Genomic DNA, 20,285 nt, shown 5'->3' on the forward strand with positions numbered 1-20,285 from the left:
CTGATCGGTGATCATAGCAGGGCGTTCACATTCTCCGGAGGACGCCCGAGCACCGCCTGCTGACCTTGCACTACAATTGGACGCTCAATCAATTTGGGATGCGCGATCATCAGTTCAATTGCTTCGTCCCGAGACAGCTCTTTCTCTGCCAGTTTCAGCTCTCGATAAATTGCTTCTCCCTTGCGCATTAAATCGCGGGGCTCCATCTTCAGCTTCTTTAACAGCGAGTCCAGTTCCGCCGCGGTTGGCGGTGTTTTCAGATATTCGATGATCTGCGGCTCCTGGCCGGATGTCTGAATCAAAGTTAATGTCTGTCGGCTCTTGCTACAACGGGGATTATGATAAATGGTGATCATGATTTTTCTGCTTTAATTTCTTGAGCTGACTGGAAAACTCTGAGACAACCTCAGGCGACTGCTGATAAATATCAGCGACATCCCACCGATCAATGGGCTTCCGATACAGCTCTCTTTTCTGTGAATCTTCAGCATAGACAGTCTCATCAATCTCCTGACTCTCTTGCGATTCCAGATAATAATAATCAGCCGTTCGAATAGCCACTCTTTCGTCGTCGGCAGCAAAGAGTTGGGGTTCCTGAATTTCCTGATCGTCTTCGAGCAGTGACAGCAAGTTGATACCCTGATATTCTGAGCTGACATTCCACCAGGAAAGCAGCGAGGCCGGTAAATCCGCGGGCTGTGTCAGAAACTGGCGTCGACTGCCGGACTGTTCGGAACCGGACCGAAACATCATTAACGGGATGTGCGTTGATTCTTCCAGCAGGCCGCCCATGTCGGAATTTCGCAGGGGTCCCAGTAGAGAATTCCCCCCGCGAGCAGCCGTCACGATCAGGAGCAACGAGTGCGATTCTGCATATTCCAGCAGTCGATCCAGAAATCGACCAAACCACTGATCCAGCAGGGTAACATAACCTGCATAGACGACCCGCGCCATCTGTCGTTCCTGCTCATCCAGTTCTGACCATTCTTCCGGGCTGGTAAAAAGTTCTGCGACAGCAGAAACCAGTTCCTGCCAGTCTTCTGCTTCCAGATCTGTTTCTGTCTCTTCAGCGGGGAGGTCCTCAATGTCCTGAATCTCTGCTTCTAAATCTTCTTCAGACTCATCCTGATCGAGAACTTCATCCAGGTACAGCGTCGCAAAAAACTCGGGCGCGAGTGGAAATGCGGGAACTCCTTCCGAACGGATCCAGATCAGTTGATCACGCGAATCTTCCATCCACCCTGGCAATCGTTCGACTGCAGCCTGCATCAGTTTTGCGACCGGCGTCTCGATTTCGCTGACCTGATAATTGTTTACTCCTGTGAACGTGTCGACCTGATCAAAGCTGGAAAAGTACGGTTCCTGTGATCTCTCCGCAGCATTTCGTCCCGAATCAGAATCGGCTTCCAGAAGCAGAGACGTATCAACCCCCCGGTTCTTCAATTCCGTCACGAAACCGTGCTGTTTCTGACGGAACGGTTGAATTGCATATGGGATGGTCTGCCCCGTCCACCAGGGAAACGAGTTCTCAGTTGTAGACAAGTCGTTCGCAAAATGCTGATCAAACAGCACGGATAGCGAAGCCAGGCGATCAAAATTTGGCGTCTCGATCCATTGATGTCCATAGCAGCCCAGCATGCATGCAGGCAAATGTTCAAAACTGACAACAAACGCTTTTTTCATGTGATCACTGGTCTTTAAGCTATGATAAAAAAGAATCAACCCAGTTCCGGCAGCGGGTGGCATACGCGTGCGCGTCATCTGCGGTCACGATTCCTTCTGCCTGATGGACCGTCAGAAATCCCTGGTAATCGACGTCTTTCAGACCGGAGAAGACCTCTGCAAAATTGATTCCCTGCCCGGACTCATCCCAGTAAGGCAGCAACCGAAACGGGCGATCTCCCAGACACCAGGTCTCCAGATGATCGGGACCATCATCGGAAATTACAAGGTTCTGAACGTATGCATTTCTGAGCCAGGGCAGAATCTCTCGAATCGTATCTTTGCCGTATTCCTGGCCACACATTAACAGGCTCGCGGGTTCATAGATCAACCCGAAATTGGGTCGATCTATCTGCTTTAACACGGCAATCGAGTTATCCAGTTCTTCAAACAGACAGGCTGGGTGGAATTGATGGACGAGTTGAATGCCCCGCTCTGCCGCCAGATCACAGGCCTGCCGTGCATAAGGAATATCATCAACGGTTTTCAGACAGACCCGCACGAGTTGACTCCCCAGAACTTCAGCCACATGCAGCGATGGTTCAATATCACGTAATGCCTGCGGAGCTGCTTCGTTGTTCTGAGGAATATTTAAATCAGCGGTCACCATCGAAACGACGAGTCCCGCCTGATCCACAATCCCGCGAATCTGTTCGAGTTCTGCTTGAGAACTTTGCACACCGGCAACACTGGCCCGCATACAGAGTGCAGAATAGCCAGAGGCAGCTGCAATCTCAGCGACCTGGGGAAAGGGAATATTCAACCTGGTCTTACATGCTGCTTCAGCGATCCGCACTGAAAGTGAAAGCTTCATCGTTTATCCTTATATCTGTTTATTGTCCAGATCCGGCGGGATCAACCTGAACGCGTCGCGACATAACGGGAATCGGCAGTTTACCGGCAGCCCAGGCTTGCGCCGTCTCACTCCCCGGATAGGCGGACTCCACTTCGACACGATAGCTGCGCCAGCGGCCACCTGTTGCTCCCCGCATAATCTTATTGGCATTCTGTGGTTTCAGTTTTATTTTTCTGCGGATCCCCACTTCTGGCAGATACCATTCTGCATAAGTACCGGCATCGGTCAGTACCGTCACATGAAACGTCATGGGGCGAAAGGGAGAAATATTCTGCAACCAGCCCTCAATACGCGGCGGAAGCGCCGGGGAATAGGAAGTAGCTGACATTTTCACAATGGCCATTTCCTGTTTGTGTTTTTCCAGATGCACATATTTATCATCCAACGGTGGTAATTTAATCTTCGACTCAAGAATCGCTTCGATTAATTGCACTTTAAATTTCAGTTGCAGTTCCTCAGGTCGAACCTTGAGAATCTCGACAAACTCTTCGTACTGTTTTTTCGGAGATATTTCTGCAAAAGGTTCTTTGGTAGAAAGATTTTGCACATATGTGAGATACTCTTTCGGATGTTCTGTCACGAGCATCCAATGCAATCCCCAGGCATGCACGTAGGCGTCGCCGGAAAGAATACTTCCCCGGAAGACGCCATCCAAAGCCACGACTTCCCCCCAGTTCAGCAGCTTGGCAATACCAGACATCAACGCATAGTGGGAATTGATCCGATCCGGGCTGACATTGATCCGATCCCCTTTGCCTTCAAAACCAGTGGCGATGCCTTCCATAAACCAGGTCGGCACTGGAGCAAAACGTTTGACGACCCCCCGATTGGTGGTCTGCAGGTGAATGGCTTCGTGCAGTGGTGTTTCGAATGAGCTGCACTCACTCATTCTGAGAATCAGATTGTTGGAAACATGCGAGTAGTATGCCAGGATATTTTCGACGCCATCACCCAGCCCCGCGGTCTCTTTACCAAACGATTCGAAATCATCGTCCGATTCGAAGATGAGCATTGCCATGGGAAATTCATAGTCTGCCAGTTCAATTCCCATTTTCCGGGAGTAGGTTTCAAAAATGACATCCACGTTCCGCATAAATCGTCCCGCTTTTTCCAGGAACGTTTTGACGCGAAGTTCTGTGCGGTCCGATCCATCCAGGGGAGCTGCAAGCACCACGCCTACCAGAAACGGGCTCTCCAGATGAAAGCGGAATTTATCTTTACCGAATTTCTTAGTTAGTTCTTCGGACATCTGCTCGACCGTCAACGGTTTCGGTGCCGCTTTGAGCTCGCGTTTTTTGATTTTCCCCTGGGGAACCAGCACAATCGAGCCGTCCGGTTTTAACAGCCCATGCATCATCTCACCGCGCCGTTTCCCGGATCCATACAGAGATGCTTCCAGAGTTACGGTTTCGCCGGATTCGTCGACGTAGGTAAAGATATCGGCCTGCAGATTTGAACTGCAGAGCGGGAGAGATATGGCGATTACAACCAGTCTGAGAATCTGCCTGACAGTCAATTGTTTCATAAGGCACCTTACTCTTTCAGAGACGATCTCGGTTTGTGTTCAGTTGGCTTTTACGCGAACAAGCTGGAGCGCATCAACGATGACATGCCCTTTCGTTCCTCGATTGGTAACGCGCAGCACTTCCCGTTTTCCCTGCTCGAACGGAAACCGTCCCAGCAGATGGTATTTCCCCTGATTGGGTTGCTGCTTCTGATTGACCAGGATCTCATTGGTGCCTGTAGAACTGGTCACAATATAGGGTGTATTGATGGAACGGTTGGAACCGGGTGAATAATAAACGCGGACTTCATACAGGCCAGCCTGCGGGATATCTGCGGTAAAGGAAATCTCCCGCTCCCCTTTCTCGGCAGCTCCATCATGCTGATAACCTTGCCCCACATAGGGAGAACTGGCGGAGCTGCTTTTCCAGCCCAGGCTGCGTTTTGCATCGCGATCATCGATCACAATGCCGGGCAGCGAACTGGTACGAATAGGTGGCTCTCTGCGAGGCCCGTCCCAGACGAGTACCTGTTTGTCCGCGATTAATCGTTTATTCAGTCGTGTGTAATCGATATCCTGAACTGCCTGACCTGCATCAATCGATTGGCAGGCCGCGGTTGCTGCGGACTGCCCCAATACCATAAAAACCGGCTCCATGCGAATCGAACCGTAGGCGATATGAGAGGCGGCCATCGCGACCGGCACGAGCAGGTTCTGGCATTCTTCCTTTTTCGGGCGAATGGAACGATAAGAAATCGGATAGGGGTTGGGCACGCCAACCTGCACATCTCCTTCATTCAATGTTTTTCCATTCACGGCGTATCGTTGCTGATTGTGAGAATCCATTGTGTAGGCAGCCAGCCCCACGCTGTCTTCTGCAACCAATTCGGAGATACAGTTCTTTTCCGTCATCACGTATTCAGAGACCAGTCGGCGGGCTTCGCGAATATACAACTGGAACGGCCAGCCAGCGGTATCCTGAAATTCATCTTTGGTCGGCTTCCAGGTCTGAAACTGCTTACGTACTTCCACTGGCACACGTGGATTGTTTGCCAGCGTCCACATTAATCCCTGCTGGTAAGTAAGATGTTCCTGAATGATCTCATCCCGTTTGTGATAGTTGGCGTCGGGATATTCATAGTTCATCCCGATATTATCAGTGGAGATGGCAAAATTATTATTTGTATCGGTTTTGCGATTAGGCATCAGCACGGGATTCCAGGGCACCCGCAGATCACCCGCTTCAAAATTTCTTAACAGCAGCTCATAATCCAGGGGATCATAATTTTCGGGTTTCACCCACTCCCGCTGATTCTCGGGAACGTCTGTCGTACACATCCGAAAACAGTAAGCCTGCACGCGGTGATCGCCGTCTCCATCTTTACCCCCCGGTCCTTCCTGTTGAACGCCTGGCAGCAGCCCACTCTGGGAATCGCCTGGTACGACATACGGATCCACGGGTTTGATGAACTGGTGGAAGACCGCATTGCGGGTCTGAATACCATTTAAGGTTTCCCCGTAAGTCGCATTCGATTCACGCCCTACATGATAAGAGACCCCGGCAATCGCCATCAGGTCCCCTTCGTATGTGGCATCAATAAAGACATTCCCGGAAATAACTAAACCACTCTCCATTTTAATCGAAGCGATACGGCCCTGCTCTTTGTTCACCCCCTGCTTCAGATCCAGACGCTGCTGTTTCAGCACGGGAATCGACTGTTCGCGGAGCATTTTTTCAAACGTCTCTTCAGCAACATGCGGCTCGAAAGTCCACATCTCTTTTTCAGCGCCCTTGCTGCGCCGATTTTTATACTCGCCCTGTTTCTGATATTCCCAGGAGGAATCCAGACTGTAATAGTCCCCCAGACGGCGATAAAACTCACGGGCGATGCCGCCTATTGCAGCCTTATTCCCGATATCCGTGGCACCCAGGCCTCCTGAAGAGAGACCGCCCAGATGGGTTCCGGGTTCGATCAGCAGCACACTTTTTCCCATCCGTTCTGCCTGAATTGCTGCTGCGATACCTCCGGAAGTTCCGCCATAGACGACGATATCATAGCTGGATTTGAGCTGTACTGGTTTAATTTCCTGTGCCCCAGACAGATTCAAAAAACCTATCCCGAGAACCAGAACTAACACAAATCGGATTAATTTCGTAGAAACAGGCAGCATTTAGAAGACCTTCTGACTCAATCGGTGTGGGCGAAACAAAATTAATACTTAGCGGACATGTTTACACAGGCCCGTTTCGTCCATCATAATCAGTACGGTGGAATATCTAAACCGGCTTGTTGCAAATCTGAATTTATGTCGGACTTAAATTGTTAATTATGTGAGCAATACCATTTAGGACGATTTCACCATATAATTGTAACCGTCTCAAAAATGAAACCACCCCGGTGCGCGGTCCCCAACCAACTCGAATCCCCAGCAGGCTGACATGAGCTTTGATTTCCTTAATCCGATGATGCTGCTCGGTTTACTGGGAATTTCACTGCCCGTGCTCGTGCATTTGCTCAGCCGCAAAAAATACGATGTTGTGCAATGGGGGGCCATGCAGTTTCTGGAATTGGGACAGCGGACCCGGCGGCGAATTCGGCTGGAAGGCTGGTTACTGCTGGCAATGCGGATGCTGCTGATTGCATTGATCGCCCTCGCATTGTCCCGCCCCTGGGTATCTGGCGGTTTTTTATCGAAATTTATTTCCACGCAATCCAGGGATGTTGTCTTCGTGATCGACGGTTCGTACAGCATGGGCTGGGAAGGCGAAGCCGAAACACCACATGCCGCCGCCATCCAATGGGTACACCGCTTTTTGGAAGAGCTGAACCCTGGTGATACGATTACCTTGATTGATGCCCGCGACCAACCCCGGCTGATTACCGAGTCTCCGACTTCGCAATTTGATGTGGTCCGCGAGAAATTAAATCAACTGCCGCCTCCGACTGGCTCTTCCCATCTGGCAAATTCCATTACCAAAGCCATTCAGACACTCAGTAAAACTTCAAATCTGGAACGGGAAATCATCGTATTGACTGACGATCAAGCCTTCTGCTGGTCCCCTGATGATTCCATCCTGTGGACGCAGGTGAATGATCTTCTGCAGCAGGCTGCGGTTCCCATCAATCTGTGGGCCACTAATGTGGCAGCTGATAAAAACGAGGGACTGCTCACCAATCGAAAAGTAGATCAGTTGTCCGTTTCACGTGAGGTCTGTGTGAAAAATCTGCCAGTCCGAATTTCGACCACCGTTCGTTATGATGGACCAGAAGCGAATCTCATTTGCCCGGTCTATTTTGAAGTGGATGGACAACAACTGCCGGAAAAAACCCAATCCGTGAAAATTGAAAATCATGGCGAAACCGCCGTCGAGTTTCAGCATCGCTTCGAAGATGAAGGCACGCACGTCGTCAGTATTGTGCTCGACCCAGATCAGTTGCCCGGCGATGATCGCTCCGACGCTGCGCTGCATGTCACCAGCGCCTTACCCGTGTTACTGGTGGATGGCACCCCCAGTTTTGACCCGACCCGGAGTGAAGTCTTTTTCGCGAATCTGGCATTGATGGCGCCTGCCAACCGGACTCCCTGGATTCAGACAACCGTCATCGAAAAGGCGCAGCTCAATGCTGATATCCTGAAGAATCAGGCCGTCGTCATCCTGGCGAATGTGGATACACTCTCGGACACACAGGCGGGAGAACTAATCGACTTTGTCAATCACCAGGGGGGAGGCGTATTGATTGCGTTGGGTGATCAGATCAACGCAGACGATTATCAGCGGCTGTTATTCCACGATAAAGCGTTGATCCCCGTAGAATTAAAGTCGAGGGAATCGAATCCGGGAGCCGAATTCGGGAATCTGATTCAAATTCGGTCTGACAGTCTGCAAAGTCCGTGGTTGAATCGCTTTCGCGGGGAATATGCCAATGGGCTGACCTCGGCCCGGTTCAGTGACTGGTGGGATACCTCAGCCATCACGCAATCTGATCCGCCTGATGAAAAAAAGAAAGGTGAGCAAAGCGAGCAGAAAACACCGGCGACACCAGTGGAGCTGGCGAGCTTAAGTAACAACTCTCCCTTCATGCTGATGATGAATCATGAACGGGGACGCGTGCTGTTACTGACATCCTCACTCGATGCGGACTGGAATAATCTGCCGGCCAAACCAGATTATGTCCCCTTTCTGCATGAGGCGGTCTTCGAACTTTCTTCAGGGCGGGTGTTTCGTAACCTGCAGACAGACGAACCGATCGTCGTCCCGGTTCCTGCTAAAACGACGGTGGAACAGATTGAATTTCTGGATCCGAACGGCAAGCCGATCACAGGCACAATTGAGGCCGACCCTGCAGCAAATGCTGCTACTTTTCAAGCTTTAAATACTTCCTTACCCGGCATTTACAGTCTGTCCCCCAAACCAGGCAAGCAGACTGATCTTAAGGCTGATCGTTTTGTGGTGAACTTCGATCGCAGTGAATCCGATCTGTCGCCTCTAAGTGAAGCACAACAGAAAACTCTGTCGGATGAATCGCATCTGACTTTTTTCAAGACCCTTGATGAATTGAAACAAGCCATGTTTTCTGATGTCTCAGAAACAGAATTCTGGCGGATCCTGTTACTGATCTTCCTGCTGCTGATGGTAGGCGAAATGTTTCTGACCAGAAGACTGGTCCAGGGAGGCCATTCCACACTTCCCGAACAGAATGAAACATGATGCGATTAATCTTATACAGAGATGACGAATTGAAATGATCGAACGGCACTTCCAGTTTAACGGCTTCGAATGGAGCGGATGGACGATTTTGAGCGTCTGTGCCGTCGTGGCGGCGCTCGTCTCCATCGTCCTGCTGTTCCGTTATGAACGTCGCCTGGTCTCCTCTTCAATCGGTAACATTCTCATCACACTGCGAATCGCAGCGCTGATTCTGATCCTGCTTACCTTTCTGGAACCGGTGCTGACCTGGTCGTTTAATGTCAACAAGACTGGACGGCTGATTGTCGCCGTTGATGTGTCTGACAGCATGAATACACAGGATCGACATGCCAGTGATCTGGAAAAGCTGAGGCTGGCACGCGCATTAAAAATGATTGGTAATGACCAGGTTGACAGCCGCCTCGATCGCTGGGAAGCCGCTTATGCAGCCGACGAGGAACCTCCCTGGGTAGACGAAGAGGAAACGGCAAACCCGAAAAAACGGGAGGAACTTATTGCCAGTCGCAAAGAAAACCTGGCGGCGATCTTTGCCGATATTGATCAACTCTCTCGCAAAGAAATTGCGCAAAAACTGTTGTTGAATCCTGCAAATCCGATCCTGGAAAAACTTCAGGAACGGGGACAGGTCGATGTGGTCCTGTTTGCCGGCGATGCCGTCACTACGGAAAAGACGACTCTGGAGAAGTCGTTGAGTGAAGTTCCGAATCAGGTGCACATGGAACTTTCCAATCTGACGCAGGCATTAAAAAACACGGGAGGCAGCAATGAAACAAGTGAGGCACCGATCTCGGGTTACATCCTGCTGACCGACGGACGGGATAACAGCCAGTTAAATCCAGTGACGTTGGCGAAACAACTGGGACAGATGAAAGTCCCCATTTATCCGGTGATGGTTGGGACGGATCATCAGCCTAAAGATATCTCAATCGCTGACCTGGATTATCCTCAGACAGCATTCAAAGATGATCGCCCACTCTTGAAGGCCCGAATTGGAACCAATGGATATGAAGACCAGGAAATCAGGGTCGCTCTGAAACAGGGTGACCAGGAGCTGGCGGTAAAAAGTTTTATTTCCCGGGGAGTCAGTAAACTGCTTGAGTTTGAACTGGATTCAGGAAAACTGGGGCGACAGGAATTCACTCTGGAAACGGAAGTCCTGCCTGGAGAAACACGCGACGATAACAACAACAAAAACTTTGCCATCAACATCGTGGATGATAAATCGCATGTCCTGTTAGTCGAGGAAACAGCGCGCTGGGAATACCGGTTTCTGCATCATGCGCTGGAGCGGGATAAACGCATCGCGCTGGAACAGGTTTTATTCGAACAGCCATACATGGGGCTGCTGCCTCAGCCGTTTTTTCCCAATCAGCTTAAGATTAATGTACCGGTAGTTAAGCCGAACGATGAGCCGGGTACCCAGGCCCATCCGTTTGCCGAACAGGATTTGATTATTATCGGTGATGTATCGCCCGCACATCTGGAAGAAGAAAACTGGAAGCATATCCAAACGTTTGTGGGAGACCAGGGGGGGACACTGGTTTTGCTGGCTGGAAAAAAATACATGCCTCTGGAACATCGCTCCCCCACACTGAACGAGCTGCTGCCTTTAAAAACTCCTAAGATGATTGACTGGAATCAGGCGAATTTCAAGGTTCCACCGGGCGAGCGAGGAATGCGGTTGCGACTGACGCCGGAAGGCGAAGCCGAACCCCTGATGCAGTTTGACGCCAATGCTGAAATCAATCGCGATATCTGGCAGGAACTGCCGGGCCATCTCTGGTTTCTGCAGGGCGATCTGAAGCCGGGAGCAACAGTACTGGCTTATGGCGTCTCCCCATTCAATGCGCCGCCTAATGAGAAGAAGGATGGTATCATCATCCATCGTCAGTATGGTTCAGGACAGGTCATCTGGGTTGGTATCGACAGCACCTGGCGCTGGCGGTTTCGTGTGGGTGATCAGTACCACCACCGCTTCTGGGGGCAACTGGCCCGCTGGGCAGCCAAGAATAAAGCGTCCGCTGGAAATGAGTTCGTCAAATTCAGCTTAAGTAAAACGGATATCGATGCCGGTGAAATCACCACTGCCAGCGCTCGCTGGACCCAGGAATATCGAGACCAGTTTCCGGAGGTCAAATCAATCGTGTCCATTTTCAAAGCCTCTGAACCAGACAAAGTGGTTGCTTCGCTGGAACTGGTCAATCAAAAAAGTCAGCCCCTGCTGCAGGAAGCGAATCTGCCTGCCCTGCCCGAGGGGGAATACCAGCTGAAACTGCAGACGACGCCCCCCATCGCAGGCGCGAAGGACATCACGACCCCTTTATTTGTTCATAAAATCAAAACGATCGAACTGGGCAATCTGACTTCGAATCCACAACTACTGACAGAAATGGCAGAATCGAGTGGGGGAAAGCTGCTCATGCCGCAAACCATCAATGAACTCATGGAATTGCTCCCTTCCCTCAAACAGGAAACAACCAAACAGGACGAAGTTTCGGTGTGGGATCACTGGTTTTTTCTGATTCTGATCATGGGTATCCTGACGGCGGAGTGGGCCATCCGTAAATTAAACGGCTTACCCTGAACCAGCTTGCCAGGTTTTTGGCTTCTAAACCGTTTTTTCATCCCTATTTCATCTCAAATCTTGTTACAATAAGCACTGGCGAGGTCTGCGCTGCGGATGATTCCTGCCAGGGATTCATTTCGAGCCAGACTCGACTTGTGTGCTCGCTGAAACAGATTCCATAATCCACTTCCTGCTGAGATAAACTATGGATGGTCAGTTAGATCAATTTGTGAACGAACTGAAACGGCAATTGAACCAGCTTGATCGCCGTATTCGTTCTCTCGCACTGTTGCGCGGACTGGGTCTGGTGGTATTGGTACTCGTTTGCCTGGTCACGCTGCAGATCAGTATCGACTTTCTGTTTTCGCTCAACTCCACTGCCCGCATTATTATGAGTTCTATTTCACTGGCTGTGCTGACGGGCTGCCTCTGGTTTGGAATTCTGCGTCGGGTCATTCAAAAACGCACTCCGGTCGAGCTGGCAGCGATCGTTGAAGAGTCACAGTCTTCGCTGAATGAACGGCTGACTTCAGTATTGGAACTCGCTTCCGCTCAGGACGAAACCAGCTCCGTGATGATGCGGGAACGACTTGCGCGTGAAACGATCGCCTCCCTGACAAATTTTAATATTACCGATTCCGTTCCCTCAGATCGCGCCATGCGATTCATCATGAGTGCCGGCATCGCAATTCTGATTTTTATTACCCCCCTGTTGTTCTGGCCTGACCCATATCGCCTGCTGCTCTCGCGGAGCATGATCCCCTGGGGGAACTTCGCGACCGTAAGCTCACTCTATTTTGATGTCCAGCCCGGCGATGAAACTGTCGCCCGGGGAACCGATTTAAAAATTGTGGCGGAACCGCGCTGGCATACCAAGGAACCCGGCAAGATCAACGACGTCTGGATTGAATGGAAAGACAGCGCCGGCAAAGCAAACTCGCGGCGGATGGACCTTGACCAGGAATCCGGATTCTATCTGACCCAGTTTCCGCGCCTGCTCAGCGGGTTCCAGTACACGATCTCGTCCGATCGCAGTCGCTCCAAACAATACACCATTGAAATCGCGGAGCCTCCCTCGATCACTGAAACACGGCTCACAGTCAATTCCCCCGGCTATACCCAGAAACCAACAGAGCAATTGACCGTCATCCCCAGTGAGCTCCGCGTGATTGAGCAAAGCCTGCTGGACTTCAAATTGAAATTCGATCGACCGGTTACTTCAGTTATACTGGAGTATCAGCGTTACGTATCGGGAACAGAAGAGCGGCCTCCCGTGGAACAGAAAGCGTTCATGATCAGTGAAGATCAACTGTCTGCAGAGCTGGAACTTCCCGTTCACAAAAGCAGCTTTCTGTTTCACCTCACACTGGAAAGTCAGCAGGGTAAACTCAAAACCCAGACCTCGGAGCATCTGGTCAAAGTGTTTCCGGACCGTGCACCCGAAATTGAACTTTCCCTCTACAATCAACCGGAATTCATTAAGCCCACTGACGGATTAACAGTGCCAGTAAAAGTCCTGGATGATTTTTCAGTCGCGGAACTGGAAATTCATGTTCAGAAGCTGGATGAGAAAGCGACTGTGATCAAGGTTCCTGCCCAGGAGTTGGGAACTCGATCGGTGGATTACGAGTTTAAAGTCGATCTGGAAGGGCTGCGCGCAAAGCAGGCGGATATCTTTACCTATCGTGTCCGGGCAGTCGACAATCGAGAAATCCCGGAACCGAATGTCGTCTGGACTACTCCCCGCGTCTTTGGGATCGATAAAAACGCAGACCAGCAGTTATCGGCGGGTGTCGTCTCGCGTCAGCAGAAACTGAGGGATGAGCTGCAGAAAATCCAGCAGGAATACAAAGAACATAAAAAACAGGTCGACCAGAAAATTGCAGAACTGAAACAGGTCAAAGAAAAAGAAGCCTTAAAAGCAGCAGACCAGGAGCAGCTACAGGAACTGAGTAAACAGGAGCGTAAACTGGCTCAAAAACTGGAAAACCTCGCCAATGAATTTCTGCAACTGCCCCTGTATCAGAAACTGGCAGAGCAAACTCAGGAAGTCGCACGAACCGACTTCGTCAAAAATCATGATACCCTCAAAGCGACCGCAGATGCCGAAAATATCAAGCAGGCCCGTAACGATCTGAAACCGGTTCCGAAAGCCATGAAAGGAACCGAACAGAAACTCGATCAACTGGCCCGCCAGTACGACAAACTCGTCGAACTGGAAAATGATCTTTTAAACCTGAATCGACTGGCAGATGAAACTAATCATCTGGCTGATGATCTGCTGGCTTTCAATGACAAGCTGGAATCGACGCAGCCCCAATCAAAGCAACAGGCTCCACAGCCGCAGTCGAATAATCCGGACGCCAAACAACCTGCGGCTGAAAAATCAGAGATGGAGCAGAAAAAAGAAGAGGCCCATCAGCAGCGTTCCCCCGAGATGGAGAAGGAACTGGCCAATCTGCAGGCGGAATTGAAACATCGCCAGTCGCGCCTGGCCAAAGATCTGGATCAGTTACTGGACCGCCGCCCCGAACTGGTTGATGCCGCCCGTAATTATCAGATGAAACAACTGGATTCACTGGTCAGACAGACTTCTCAACTGGTGGAACCCCAAACCCAGGTGGCCGAAGCGATCGGAGAACAGGCTCCTGTCGCCGCCGGTAGACCGAGCACACCCCAGGCTACAGAACCGCCTGGAGAAGCGCATCCCGCCAAGACAACTCAAGCAGAAAATCAACCGGCTGAAAATAACCCTTCTCCGGCAGCAGCCCCTGCTGGTCAAGCGTCTCCACCAGCGGCAGAGTCTCCACAAAATGCCGCAGCGGCAGCAGCCGACGGCAAGCCGGCAACCGCTGTACAACCTGCGGAAAGCAAGATGAGTAATGAACCTTCGCGGGCAAAGGCAGAGCCTGCGGAATCGGTTCTTGATTTGCAAAGGCAACAGCAGCTGCTGGCAGAAGCAGCGGCAAATTTTGCTCTGGAAACCGCACAGCAGTTCGGTCCTGATTCGGAACCAACCCGCAAAGCCACACAACTCGCAGAAGAATCCATCAAAGCACAACAGGCAGCTAACTCAGGCCGCCTGCATGAAGCCAGCCAGGCAGCGAATCGTGCCTCGAAAGTAGCTGATGAAATTATGCAGGCCCATAAAGAACAGAACAAAGAGAATACTGAACGAGATGCCTTTCTGGAACAGGCCGAACGCATAGCAAACCTGCAACAATCCCAGGCAGATAAAATGGAACAGGCTTCTGCTTCCGAATCGAAGCGACAGGAAGCCTTACAGAATACACAACAGGCGCTCGCCCAACAGACCCAGGCTTTATCAAAGGAATTGTCTGAGACCTCTCGCAAACTGGAAACGGACCCCATTGGCTTGAAAAAAGAGAGCCAGCAGGCAGACCAGACACGCAAGAAAACCGAAACCGCCGGCCAGGCGATGGAGAAAGCAGTCGAAGGGCTGAAAGAAGAGAATCTGGCGCAGGCAGCGGAACAGGCGCAACAGGCAGCTGAAGCGCTGCAGGAAGCGGCCCGCCAGGCGCAGCAGGCCAGCAGACAGAAAGCCAAGGAATCTCCCGTTCCGGAAAAAGTGGGGAACCAGGTAACCGACGCCGCGCAACAGTTGCGCGAAGCCCAGAAGCAGCTGGAGCAGAGTCCGGAATTCAAAAACCAGTCGGATCAGTCAATGGCGCAGAAACAGCAGTCCCCGCCCGGCGATACTAAAGAAAACTCTCAAGAGGGCAGCCCCGCTGATCAAAAAGAGAAAGCGACCGAATCCGGGGATGCCAAAGCCCAGGCCAATTCTGAAGCCGGCGACAAATCGCAGTCACAGGAACAGATGGCTGAAAACGCGAATCAACAACAGGGAGATTCTGAGAAGCAGGGGAAACCATCGAAATCACGTGAAGCTGCCGAGTCGTTGAAACGAGCTGCAGAATCGTTGTCTAAGGCGGCGACGGAACTGAAATCAAAAGCACAGCAGGGTTCTGATCCCGGCAAAGGTCAACAGTCACAGACGGCTTCAAAAAATATGGCACAAGGGAAAGGTCAAGGCGAAAGTGAAGGCGGTGGTGCCCAGACCAGCGTGGACTTTTCTGAGCTGAAAACGAAACTGCAAGCTATGTCAGATCGTAACTGGGGCGAACTTCCGGGCCAGTTGGATACCGAGATCCTGCAAGGCTCGCGCACCCGTACCGATCCAGAATATGCCCGGCTGATCAAACATTATTTTGAAGCGATTTCCAAATCGAAACCGGACAGTAACTAAGCCTGTTTCTCTGACAAATCCCCTGGATTAAATTTATGATTCGCTGGTTCCCAACCCTGTTACTTCTGATTTCCCTGTTACTGCCCGCCAATATCAGTCAAGCTCAGGTACTGAATGCACAGCAGAAACAGCTGGACTCCAGTATTCAGCGAGCGATTCAGTTTCTGGCGAACTCTCAGCAGCCATCCGGTGCCTGGTCTTTTAATTCCTATGGTGAATCGACGGCTGCCACTTCACTGGCGATTATGGCATTCATGGCCGCCGGTTATGTTCCCGAAGAAGGACCCTATGGTGACCAGATCAATAAAGGCATCGACTGGGTACTGGCTCACCAGGCTGACAATGGTCTGGTCGTACACCACAAAAGTCACGGCCCCATGTATAGCCACGGTATCAGTACATTGATGCTGGCAGAAGTCGCCGGGATGCTCAAAGGCGATCGAGAGAAGAAATGCAGAGAAGTGCTGGAACGCGCGGTGAAATTGATCGTGTCTGCCCAGAGTGTCAACAAAGATAAACGGAATGCAGGAGGCTGGCGTTATACACAGACCAGCACCGACAGTGATCTAAGCGTGACCGGCTGGCAATTGCTGGCGTTACGGGCCGCCAAGAATATTGGCTGTGACATTTCCAAAGATCACATCGACAAAGCCGTCGCTTATGTCCGCAACTGTCGCGGTCGCAATAACGTCGGCTTTGCCTATCAACCAGGGGGTGCCCCCAGTGCCACGCGCACAGGAACTGGAATTTTAGCCCTGGAAATCTGTGGTCAACATCATACCCGCGATGCGCTGGAAGCCAGTGATTACCTGATTCAGAAACCATTGCATCCGGATGAATTTTATTACTTTTACGGTGCTTATTACTGCAGCGTCGGCATGTTTCAGATGGGGGGCGAGTACTGGAAAAAAACACGGGACGCGATTGTCCCGCAACTGTTGGAAACCCAGAAGCACGATGGCAGTTGGCTCGCGACCAAAGGGAGTGAAAAACAGGCCGGTAAAGTTTACGCGACTTCCCTGGCAGTACTCGCTTTGGCGGTGGAATACCAGTACCTGCCCATCTATCAGCGCTAGGTTCTGCGGGTTTGAAATCAGCAGAAAATCAGATTCTGTGTTGTTTCTGCTGGCTTTTACAGAAAAACAACAGCAGCCGGGTATTGACTGCCAGTCCCGTATTTGGATATCCCCCTGTCAACAAAGGGGTTACTCCATTCCATCAATCCAGGATGGCCACGAATTGACCTTGGTAAACCCGCCCGTTATCTTTAGACTGTGTTCGGATTTACTGTAGCGTCTCAAGGGCCATTTGGACCGAGAATAATATTACCTGAGACGCTGTGGCGTAATACAATGCGATTTAGAATTCGCTGCTGATATATGCCTGCTTGCCTCGACCTTAACCCCCCTGGATCACTGACTGTGCGGATTGCTTACTTAGATTGTTCAACTGGAATTAGTGGTGACATGACCCTGGCGGCTCTCGTGGACGCCGGCGTGGACCCCGAACAGATTTGTGCCGGCATTGACTCACTGGGACTGCCTGGAGTGAAACTCACTTTCTCTTCGACAATGAAGGGGGGATTCCATGCGACATCCGTCAAAATTGAACACCCGGAGCAACATGCACATCGCCATTTAAGTGACATCATCCAGATTCTCAAACAGTCGGATCGACTGACAGCTCGGCAGTACGAACTGGCGCTGGCGTTGTTTTCGGCAATCGCTGCCGCAGAGGCCAAAGTCCATGGTTCCACTATCGACAAAGTTCACTTTCATGAAGTGGGCGCCATCGATTCCATCGTGGATATTGTCGGCGTAGCCATCGGCTTTGATCTATTGGGAGTGGAACAGATCATTTCCAGCCCGGTTCCCACAGGTTATGGTCAGATAAAAATCGATCATGGGATCTGTACGGTTCCGGCACCGGGGACCGCGGAAATTCTGAAAGGGATTCCCCTGGCCGACATTCCGATTCAGGCTGAATTGACCACTCCTACCGGAGCCGCCATAATCGCAACACTCGTGGATCGATTTTCAATGCTGCCTGCCATGACGATTGAAGAGATCGGCTATGGCGCCGGCACGAAAAACTTTCCCGAACGAGCGAACCTGCTGCGAATTTTTGTCGGGGAACAGGCGACTTCCAGTAACACCGATTATGTGACACTGCTGGAAACCAACCTGGATGATATCACTCCGGAAGTTATCGGATATACCAAACAAAAACTGATGGAAGCCGGCGCACTGGATGTTTACACTGCGGCGATCCAGATGAAAAAAGACCGCCCGGCTGTGTTGCTGAGCGTGATTTGTAAACCCGCTGACGTAGAACGTATGGAAGCGATTCTGTTTCAGGAAACCGAAACCCTGGGGATCAGGCGACATGTCCTGCAACGTACCGTTCGTCCCCGTCAGGCTCACACCGTTAAAACAATCTGGGGAGAAGTCGCGGGTAAACTGTCACTCGCCCCGAATCATCAATCCATCTTCACGCCGGAATACGAAGCCTGTGCTCAATTAGCGGCTGAAAAACAGGTTTCACTGAGAACTATTTACCGGGCAGCAGAAGCCGCTTATCTGTTTGATGCGACCAATACGAGCCCTGCTTCGCCTGCAGCAGATGTTCCCCACGACCACGACCACGACCACGACCACGACCACGACCACGACCACGACCACGACCACGACCACGACCACGACCACGATCACGATCACGATCACGATCACGATCACGATCACGATCACGATCACGGGTAGGCGCATGTAAGAAGATCAGGATGATCTATCGAACGTAGAAAGAAATAGAGAACCGCAGTTCAACATTGTCTGGTAGTAAAGGATGACTGACCAATCATGTTTCAATTGAGCGATCCCAATATGATACTGACGGGGGTGTTACTCTTAGCGGTAGCCTGGGCGTTGCGAAAGAATTTTCGTTATCAGCGCCAGGTACGAAACCGAAACCCACTGAATGAAGCACAACAGGAACTTTCCAGCCGGGAACAGAGCCAGTTCAATCGACTGAATCAGCTGGAGATCAAGCTTTATGAGTATGGGAGAGAAATAGAATCCCGTAGCGATGCGCGACTACGTGTACTCGACGAACTGTTGCGGGAAGCCGATCAGGAAATCAACCGGTTACGCCAGCAGTTGGCGCTCACCCAACAGAAGCAGAGTGAACCTGGTGAGAAGGCAGGGCCCGATATTCTCGTGTACGAAAAATCGCAGCCTTTGTCTGCCACTGCGGAAAAGCGTCTGATGATGGTTTATCTCAGCCAGGCCGGTTTTTCAGCCCAGGAAATTGGCAACTGTTTTCAGTGCACGCGGGAAGAAGTTGAACAGGTCCTGGCAGAAGACTGTCCCCCCGGTTCAGAGACCGCCTGAGTCTTAAGTCCCTCGTTTCTGCCGTTCAGCCGCTGATCAATTCGCCAATCGGGGAAGTATCCACGAGTCTGATTTCTTCCTGGTCAGAACGTGCCAGACAACTGCCGGGATTTAATCCCAGATGATGGTAGACGGTGGCCGTCAATTCAGAGGCGTGCACCGGACGTTCGACGGGCGCACTCGCACGGGCATCGCTGGCTCCAATGACCTGGCCACCGGGCGTTCCGCCACCAGCGACGAGTGCGGACCAGACATGCGGCCAATGATCGCGACCACCGTGCGCATTCACCTGGGGTGTGCGACCGAATTCGCCCGTAGCCATGACCAGCGTATCATCGAGTAAACCTCGAGAGGAAAGATCGTCGAGCAACGTCGAAAGTGCTTTGTCAAAAGCGGGCCCCAGCGAATCCTTGTATTCGTAAACCTTGCCGGAGGTCCCTGCCCCAGTCCCGTGGCAATCCCAGGTCAACTGCTGATGCAGATCATCAAACAAATTGACGACCACACACCGCGTGCCTCGCTCTACCAGCTGACGTGCCTGCAGTAACAGCTGACCAAAGCGATGCTTACCGTACTGCTGTTGAATCGCCTTGGATTCTCCCGTAATTTCGATCTCGAATTCAGATGAAGAGGATTCACCCACTGCTGTCGCCGGTTCAAAGTCTTCACCCAGGAATGTAGCCTGCTGCCCGCGATAGGTATTCACTCCCAGTGAAGTGACCTGTCGTGGTAATACTACAAAGGGAGGTGCATCTCCACGGGGCCCCCACTGTCGCGCGATGACAGAACCAAAGCAGGGATAATTCAATGCCCCCCGAGATAGTCGGCCTGTCATGAGCAACTGGTGACCGGTTTCGTGAATCGGTGCAGCTTCATGGTACAGGGAACGCACGAGGGAAAACTGGCCAGTTCGTTGTGCTAACTGGGGAAACGCTTCACTCAGATAGACACCGGGAATGGTGGTTGAAATCGCTTTGAGTGGCCCTCTGATTTCCGCAGGTGCTTCCGGTTTGGGATCGAATGTTTCCAGTTGACTGGCACCGCCGGTCATCATGATGAAAATACAGTTTTTGCGGGAACGATCCTTTTGAGTGGTCGCCAGGGCGGCGCGTTCCGCCATCGACAACCCGACGAAGCTCAAACTGCCCACACGCAGGAAATCACGTCGTGAAACTTCCGATTGATTTTGCCTGGAACTCATAGCGTATATTACTCACTTCTTTTCAGAGTGTTTCGACTTGATCGGGGTCCCCATATTATAACAGCCTTCAAC

General features: G+C 51.4%; 12 protein-coding genes. 6 read left to right on the top strand and 6 right to left on the bottom strand.

Translation table 11 applies throughout. The features are described from left to right. Positions 1-11 precede the first annotated feature (11 nt). The 5 genes from arsC to ACN0YH_RS15950 are packed head-to-tail and all read right to left on the bottom strand — an operon-like array spanning position 12 to position 6,191. Positions 12-356, bottom strand: a complete 345-nt coding sequence (arsC, locus tag ACN0YH_RS15930) for an arsenate reductase (glutaredoxin) (RefSeq protein ID WP_417380570.1) — start codon at positions 354-356, stop codon at positions 12-14. Further along, positions 337-1,683 (bottom strand): sulfatase-like hydrolase/transferase, encoded by a 1,347-nt coding sequence (locus ACN0YH_RS15935; RefSeq protein WP_417380571.1) that lies wholly within the window; start codon positions 1,681-1,683, stop codon positions 337-339. The genes arsC and ACN0YH_RS15935 overlap by 20 nt, the downstream gene beginning before the upstream one ends. A 19-nt stretch (positions 1,684-1,702) precedes the next feature. Further along, the gene (locus tag ACN0YH_RS15940; RefSeq protein WP_417380572.1) at positions 1,703-2,536 is read right to left on the bottom strand and encodes a sugar phosphate isomerase/epimerase family protein; all 834 of its coding nucleotides are present in this window, start codon (positions 2,534-2,536) and stop codon (positions 1,703-1,705) included. Between the two features lie 19 nt (positions 2,537-2,555). Next, complete coding sequence (locus tag ACN0YH_RS15945) at positions 2,556-4,103, bottom strand: DUF1570 domain-containing protein (RefSeq protein WP_417380573.1); 1,548 nt, start codon at positions 4,101-4,103, stop codon at positions 2,556-2,558. Between the two features lie 39 nt (positions 4,104-4,142). Beyond that, positions 4,143-6,191, bottom strand: a complete 2,049-nt coding sequence (locus tag ACN0YH_RS15950) for an FAD-dependent oxidoreductase (RefSeq protein ID WP_417380574.1) — start codon at positions 6,189-6,191, stop codon at positions 4,143-4,145. 331 nt (positions 6,192-6,522) lie between these two features. Here ACN0YH_RS15950 and ACN0YH_RS15955 point away from each other — a divergent pair, with 331 nt between their 5' ends. From ACN0YH_RS15955 to ACN0YH_RS15980, 6 genes are all read left to right on the top strand, one after another. Further along, a complete protein-coding gene (locus ACN0YH_RS15955) occupies positions 6,523-8,793 on the top strand; it encodes a vWA domain-containing protein (protein ID WP_417380575.1) in 2,271 nt (756 codons plus the stop codon). 34 nt (positions 8,794-8,827) lie between these two features. Next, entirely contained in the window at positions 8,828-11,377 is a 2,550-nt protein-coding gene (locus ACN0YH_RS15960; RefSeq protein WP_417380576.1) for a hypothetical protein, read from the top strand. Positions 11,378-11,564: 187 nt separating this feature from the next. Beyond that, positions 11,565-15,626, top strand: coding sequence for a hypothetical protein (locus tag ACN0YH_RS15965; protein WP_417380577.1), 4,062 nt, complete (start codon positions 11,565-11,567; stop codon positions 15,624-15,626). Positions 15,627-15,661: 35 nt separating this feature from the next. Next, positions 15,662-16,702: a prenyltransferase/squalene oxidase repeat-containing protein gene (locus ACN0YH_RS15970; RefSeq protein WP_417380578.1), complete on the top strand. Its 1,041-nt coding sequence runs from the start codon at positions 15,662-15,664 to the stop codon at positions 16,700-16,702. Positions 16,703-17,005: 303 nt separating this feature from the next. Continuing rightward, entirely contained in the window at positions 17,006-18,385 is a 1,380-nt protein-coding gene (larC, locus tag ACN0YH_RS15975; RefSeq protein ID WP_417380579.1) for a nickel pincer cofactor biosynthesis protein LarC, read from the top strand. A gap of 96 nt (positions 18,386-18,481) precedes the next feature. After that, positions 18,482-19,012: a hypothetical protein gene (locus ACN0YH_RS15980; protein ID WP_417380580.1), complete on the top strand. Its 531-nt coding sequence runs from the start codon at positions 18,482-18,484 to the stop codon at positions 19,010-19,012. Between the two features lie 25 nt (positions 19,013-19,037). On the opposite strand, the gene ACN0YH_RS15985 is transcribed toward ACN0YH_RS15980, so the two are convergent. After that, complete coding sequence (locus ACN0YH_RS15985; protein ID WP_417380581.1) at positions 19,038-20,213, bottom strand: DUF1501 domain-containing protein; 1,176 nt, start codon at positions 20,211-20,213, stop codon at positions 19,038-19,040. Positions 20,214-20,285: the final 72 nt, after the last annotated feature.

This window comes from Gimesia sp., from assembly GCF_048262075.1.
Lineage (GTDB): Bacteria > Planctomycetota > Planctomycetia > Planctomycetales > Planctomycetaceae > Gimesia.

Coding starts and splice junctions, on each gene's coding strand:
- arsC (WP_417380570.1), bottom strand. CDS start 356: ATGATCACCATTTATCATAATCCCCGTTGTAGCAAGAGCCGACAGACA.
- ACN0YH_RS15935 (WP_417380571.1), bottom strand. CDS start 1,683: ATGAAAAAAGCGTTTGTTGTCAGTTTTGAACATTTGCCTGCATGCATG.
- ACN0YH_RS15940 (WP_417380572.1), bottom strand. CDS start 2,536: ATGAAGCTTTCACTTTCAGTGCGGATCGCTGAAGCAGCATGTAAGACC.
- ACN0YH_RS15945 (WP_417380573.1), bottom strand. CDS start 4,103: ATGAAACAATTGACTGTCAGGCAGATTCTCAGACTGGTTGTAATCGCC.
- ACN0YH_RS15955 (WP_417380575.1), top strand. CDS start 6,523: ATGAGCTTTGATTTCCTTAATCCGATGATGCTGCTCGGTTTACTGGGA.
- ACN0YH_RS15960 (WP_417380576.1), top strand. CDS start 8,828: ATGATCGAACGGCACTTCCAGTTTAACGGCTTCGAATGGAGCGGATGG.
- ACN0YH_RS15965 (WP_417380577.1), top strand. CDS start 11,565: ATGGATGGTCAGTTAGATCAATTTGTGAACGAACTGAAACGGCAATTG.
- ACN0YH_RS15970 (WP_417380578.1), top strand. CDS start 15,662: ATGATTCGCTGGTTCCCAACCCTGTTACTTCTGATTTCCCTGTTACTG.
- larC (WP_417380579.1), top strand. CDS start 17,006: ATGCCTGCTTGCCTCGACCTTAACCCCCCTGGATCACTGACTGTGCGG.
- ACN0YH_RS15980 (WP_417380580.1), top strand. CDS start 18,482: ATGTTTCAATTGAGCGATCCCAATATGATACTGACGGGGGTGTTACTC.
- ACN0YH_RS15985 (WP_417380581.1), bottom strand. CDS start 20,213: ATGAGTTCCAGGCAAAATCAATCGGAAGTTTCACGACGTGATTTCCTG.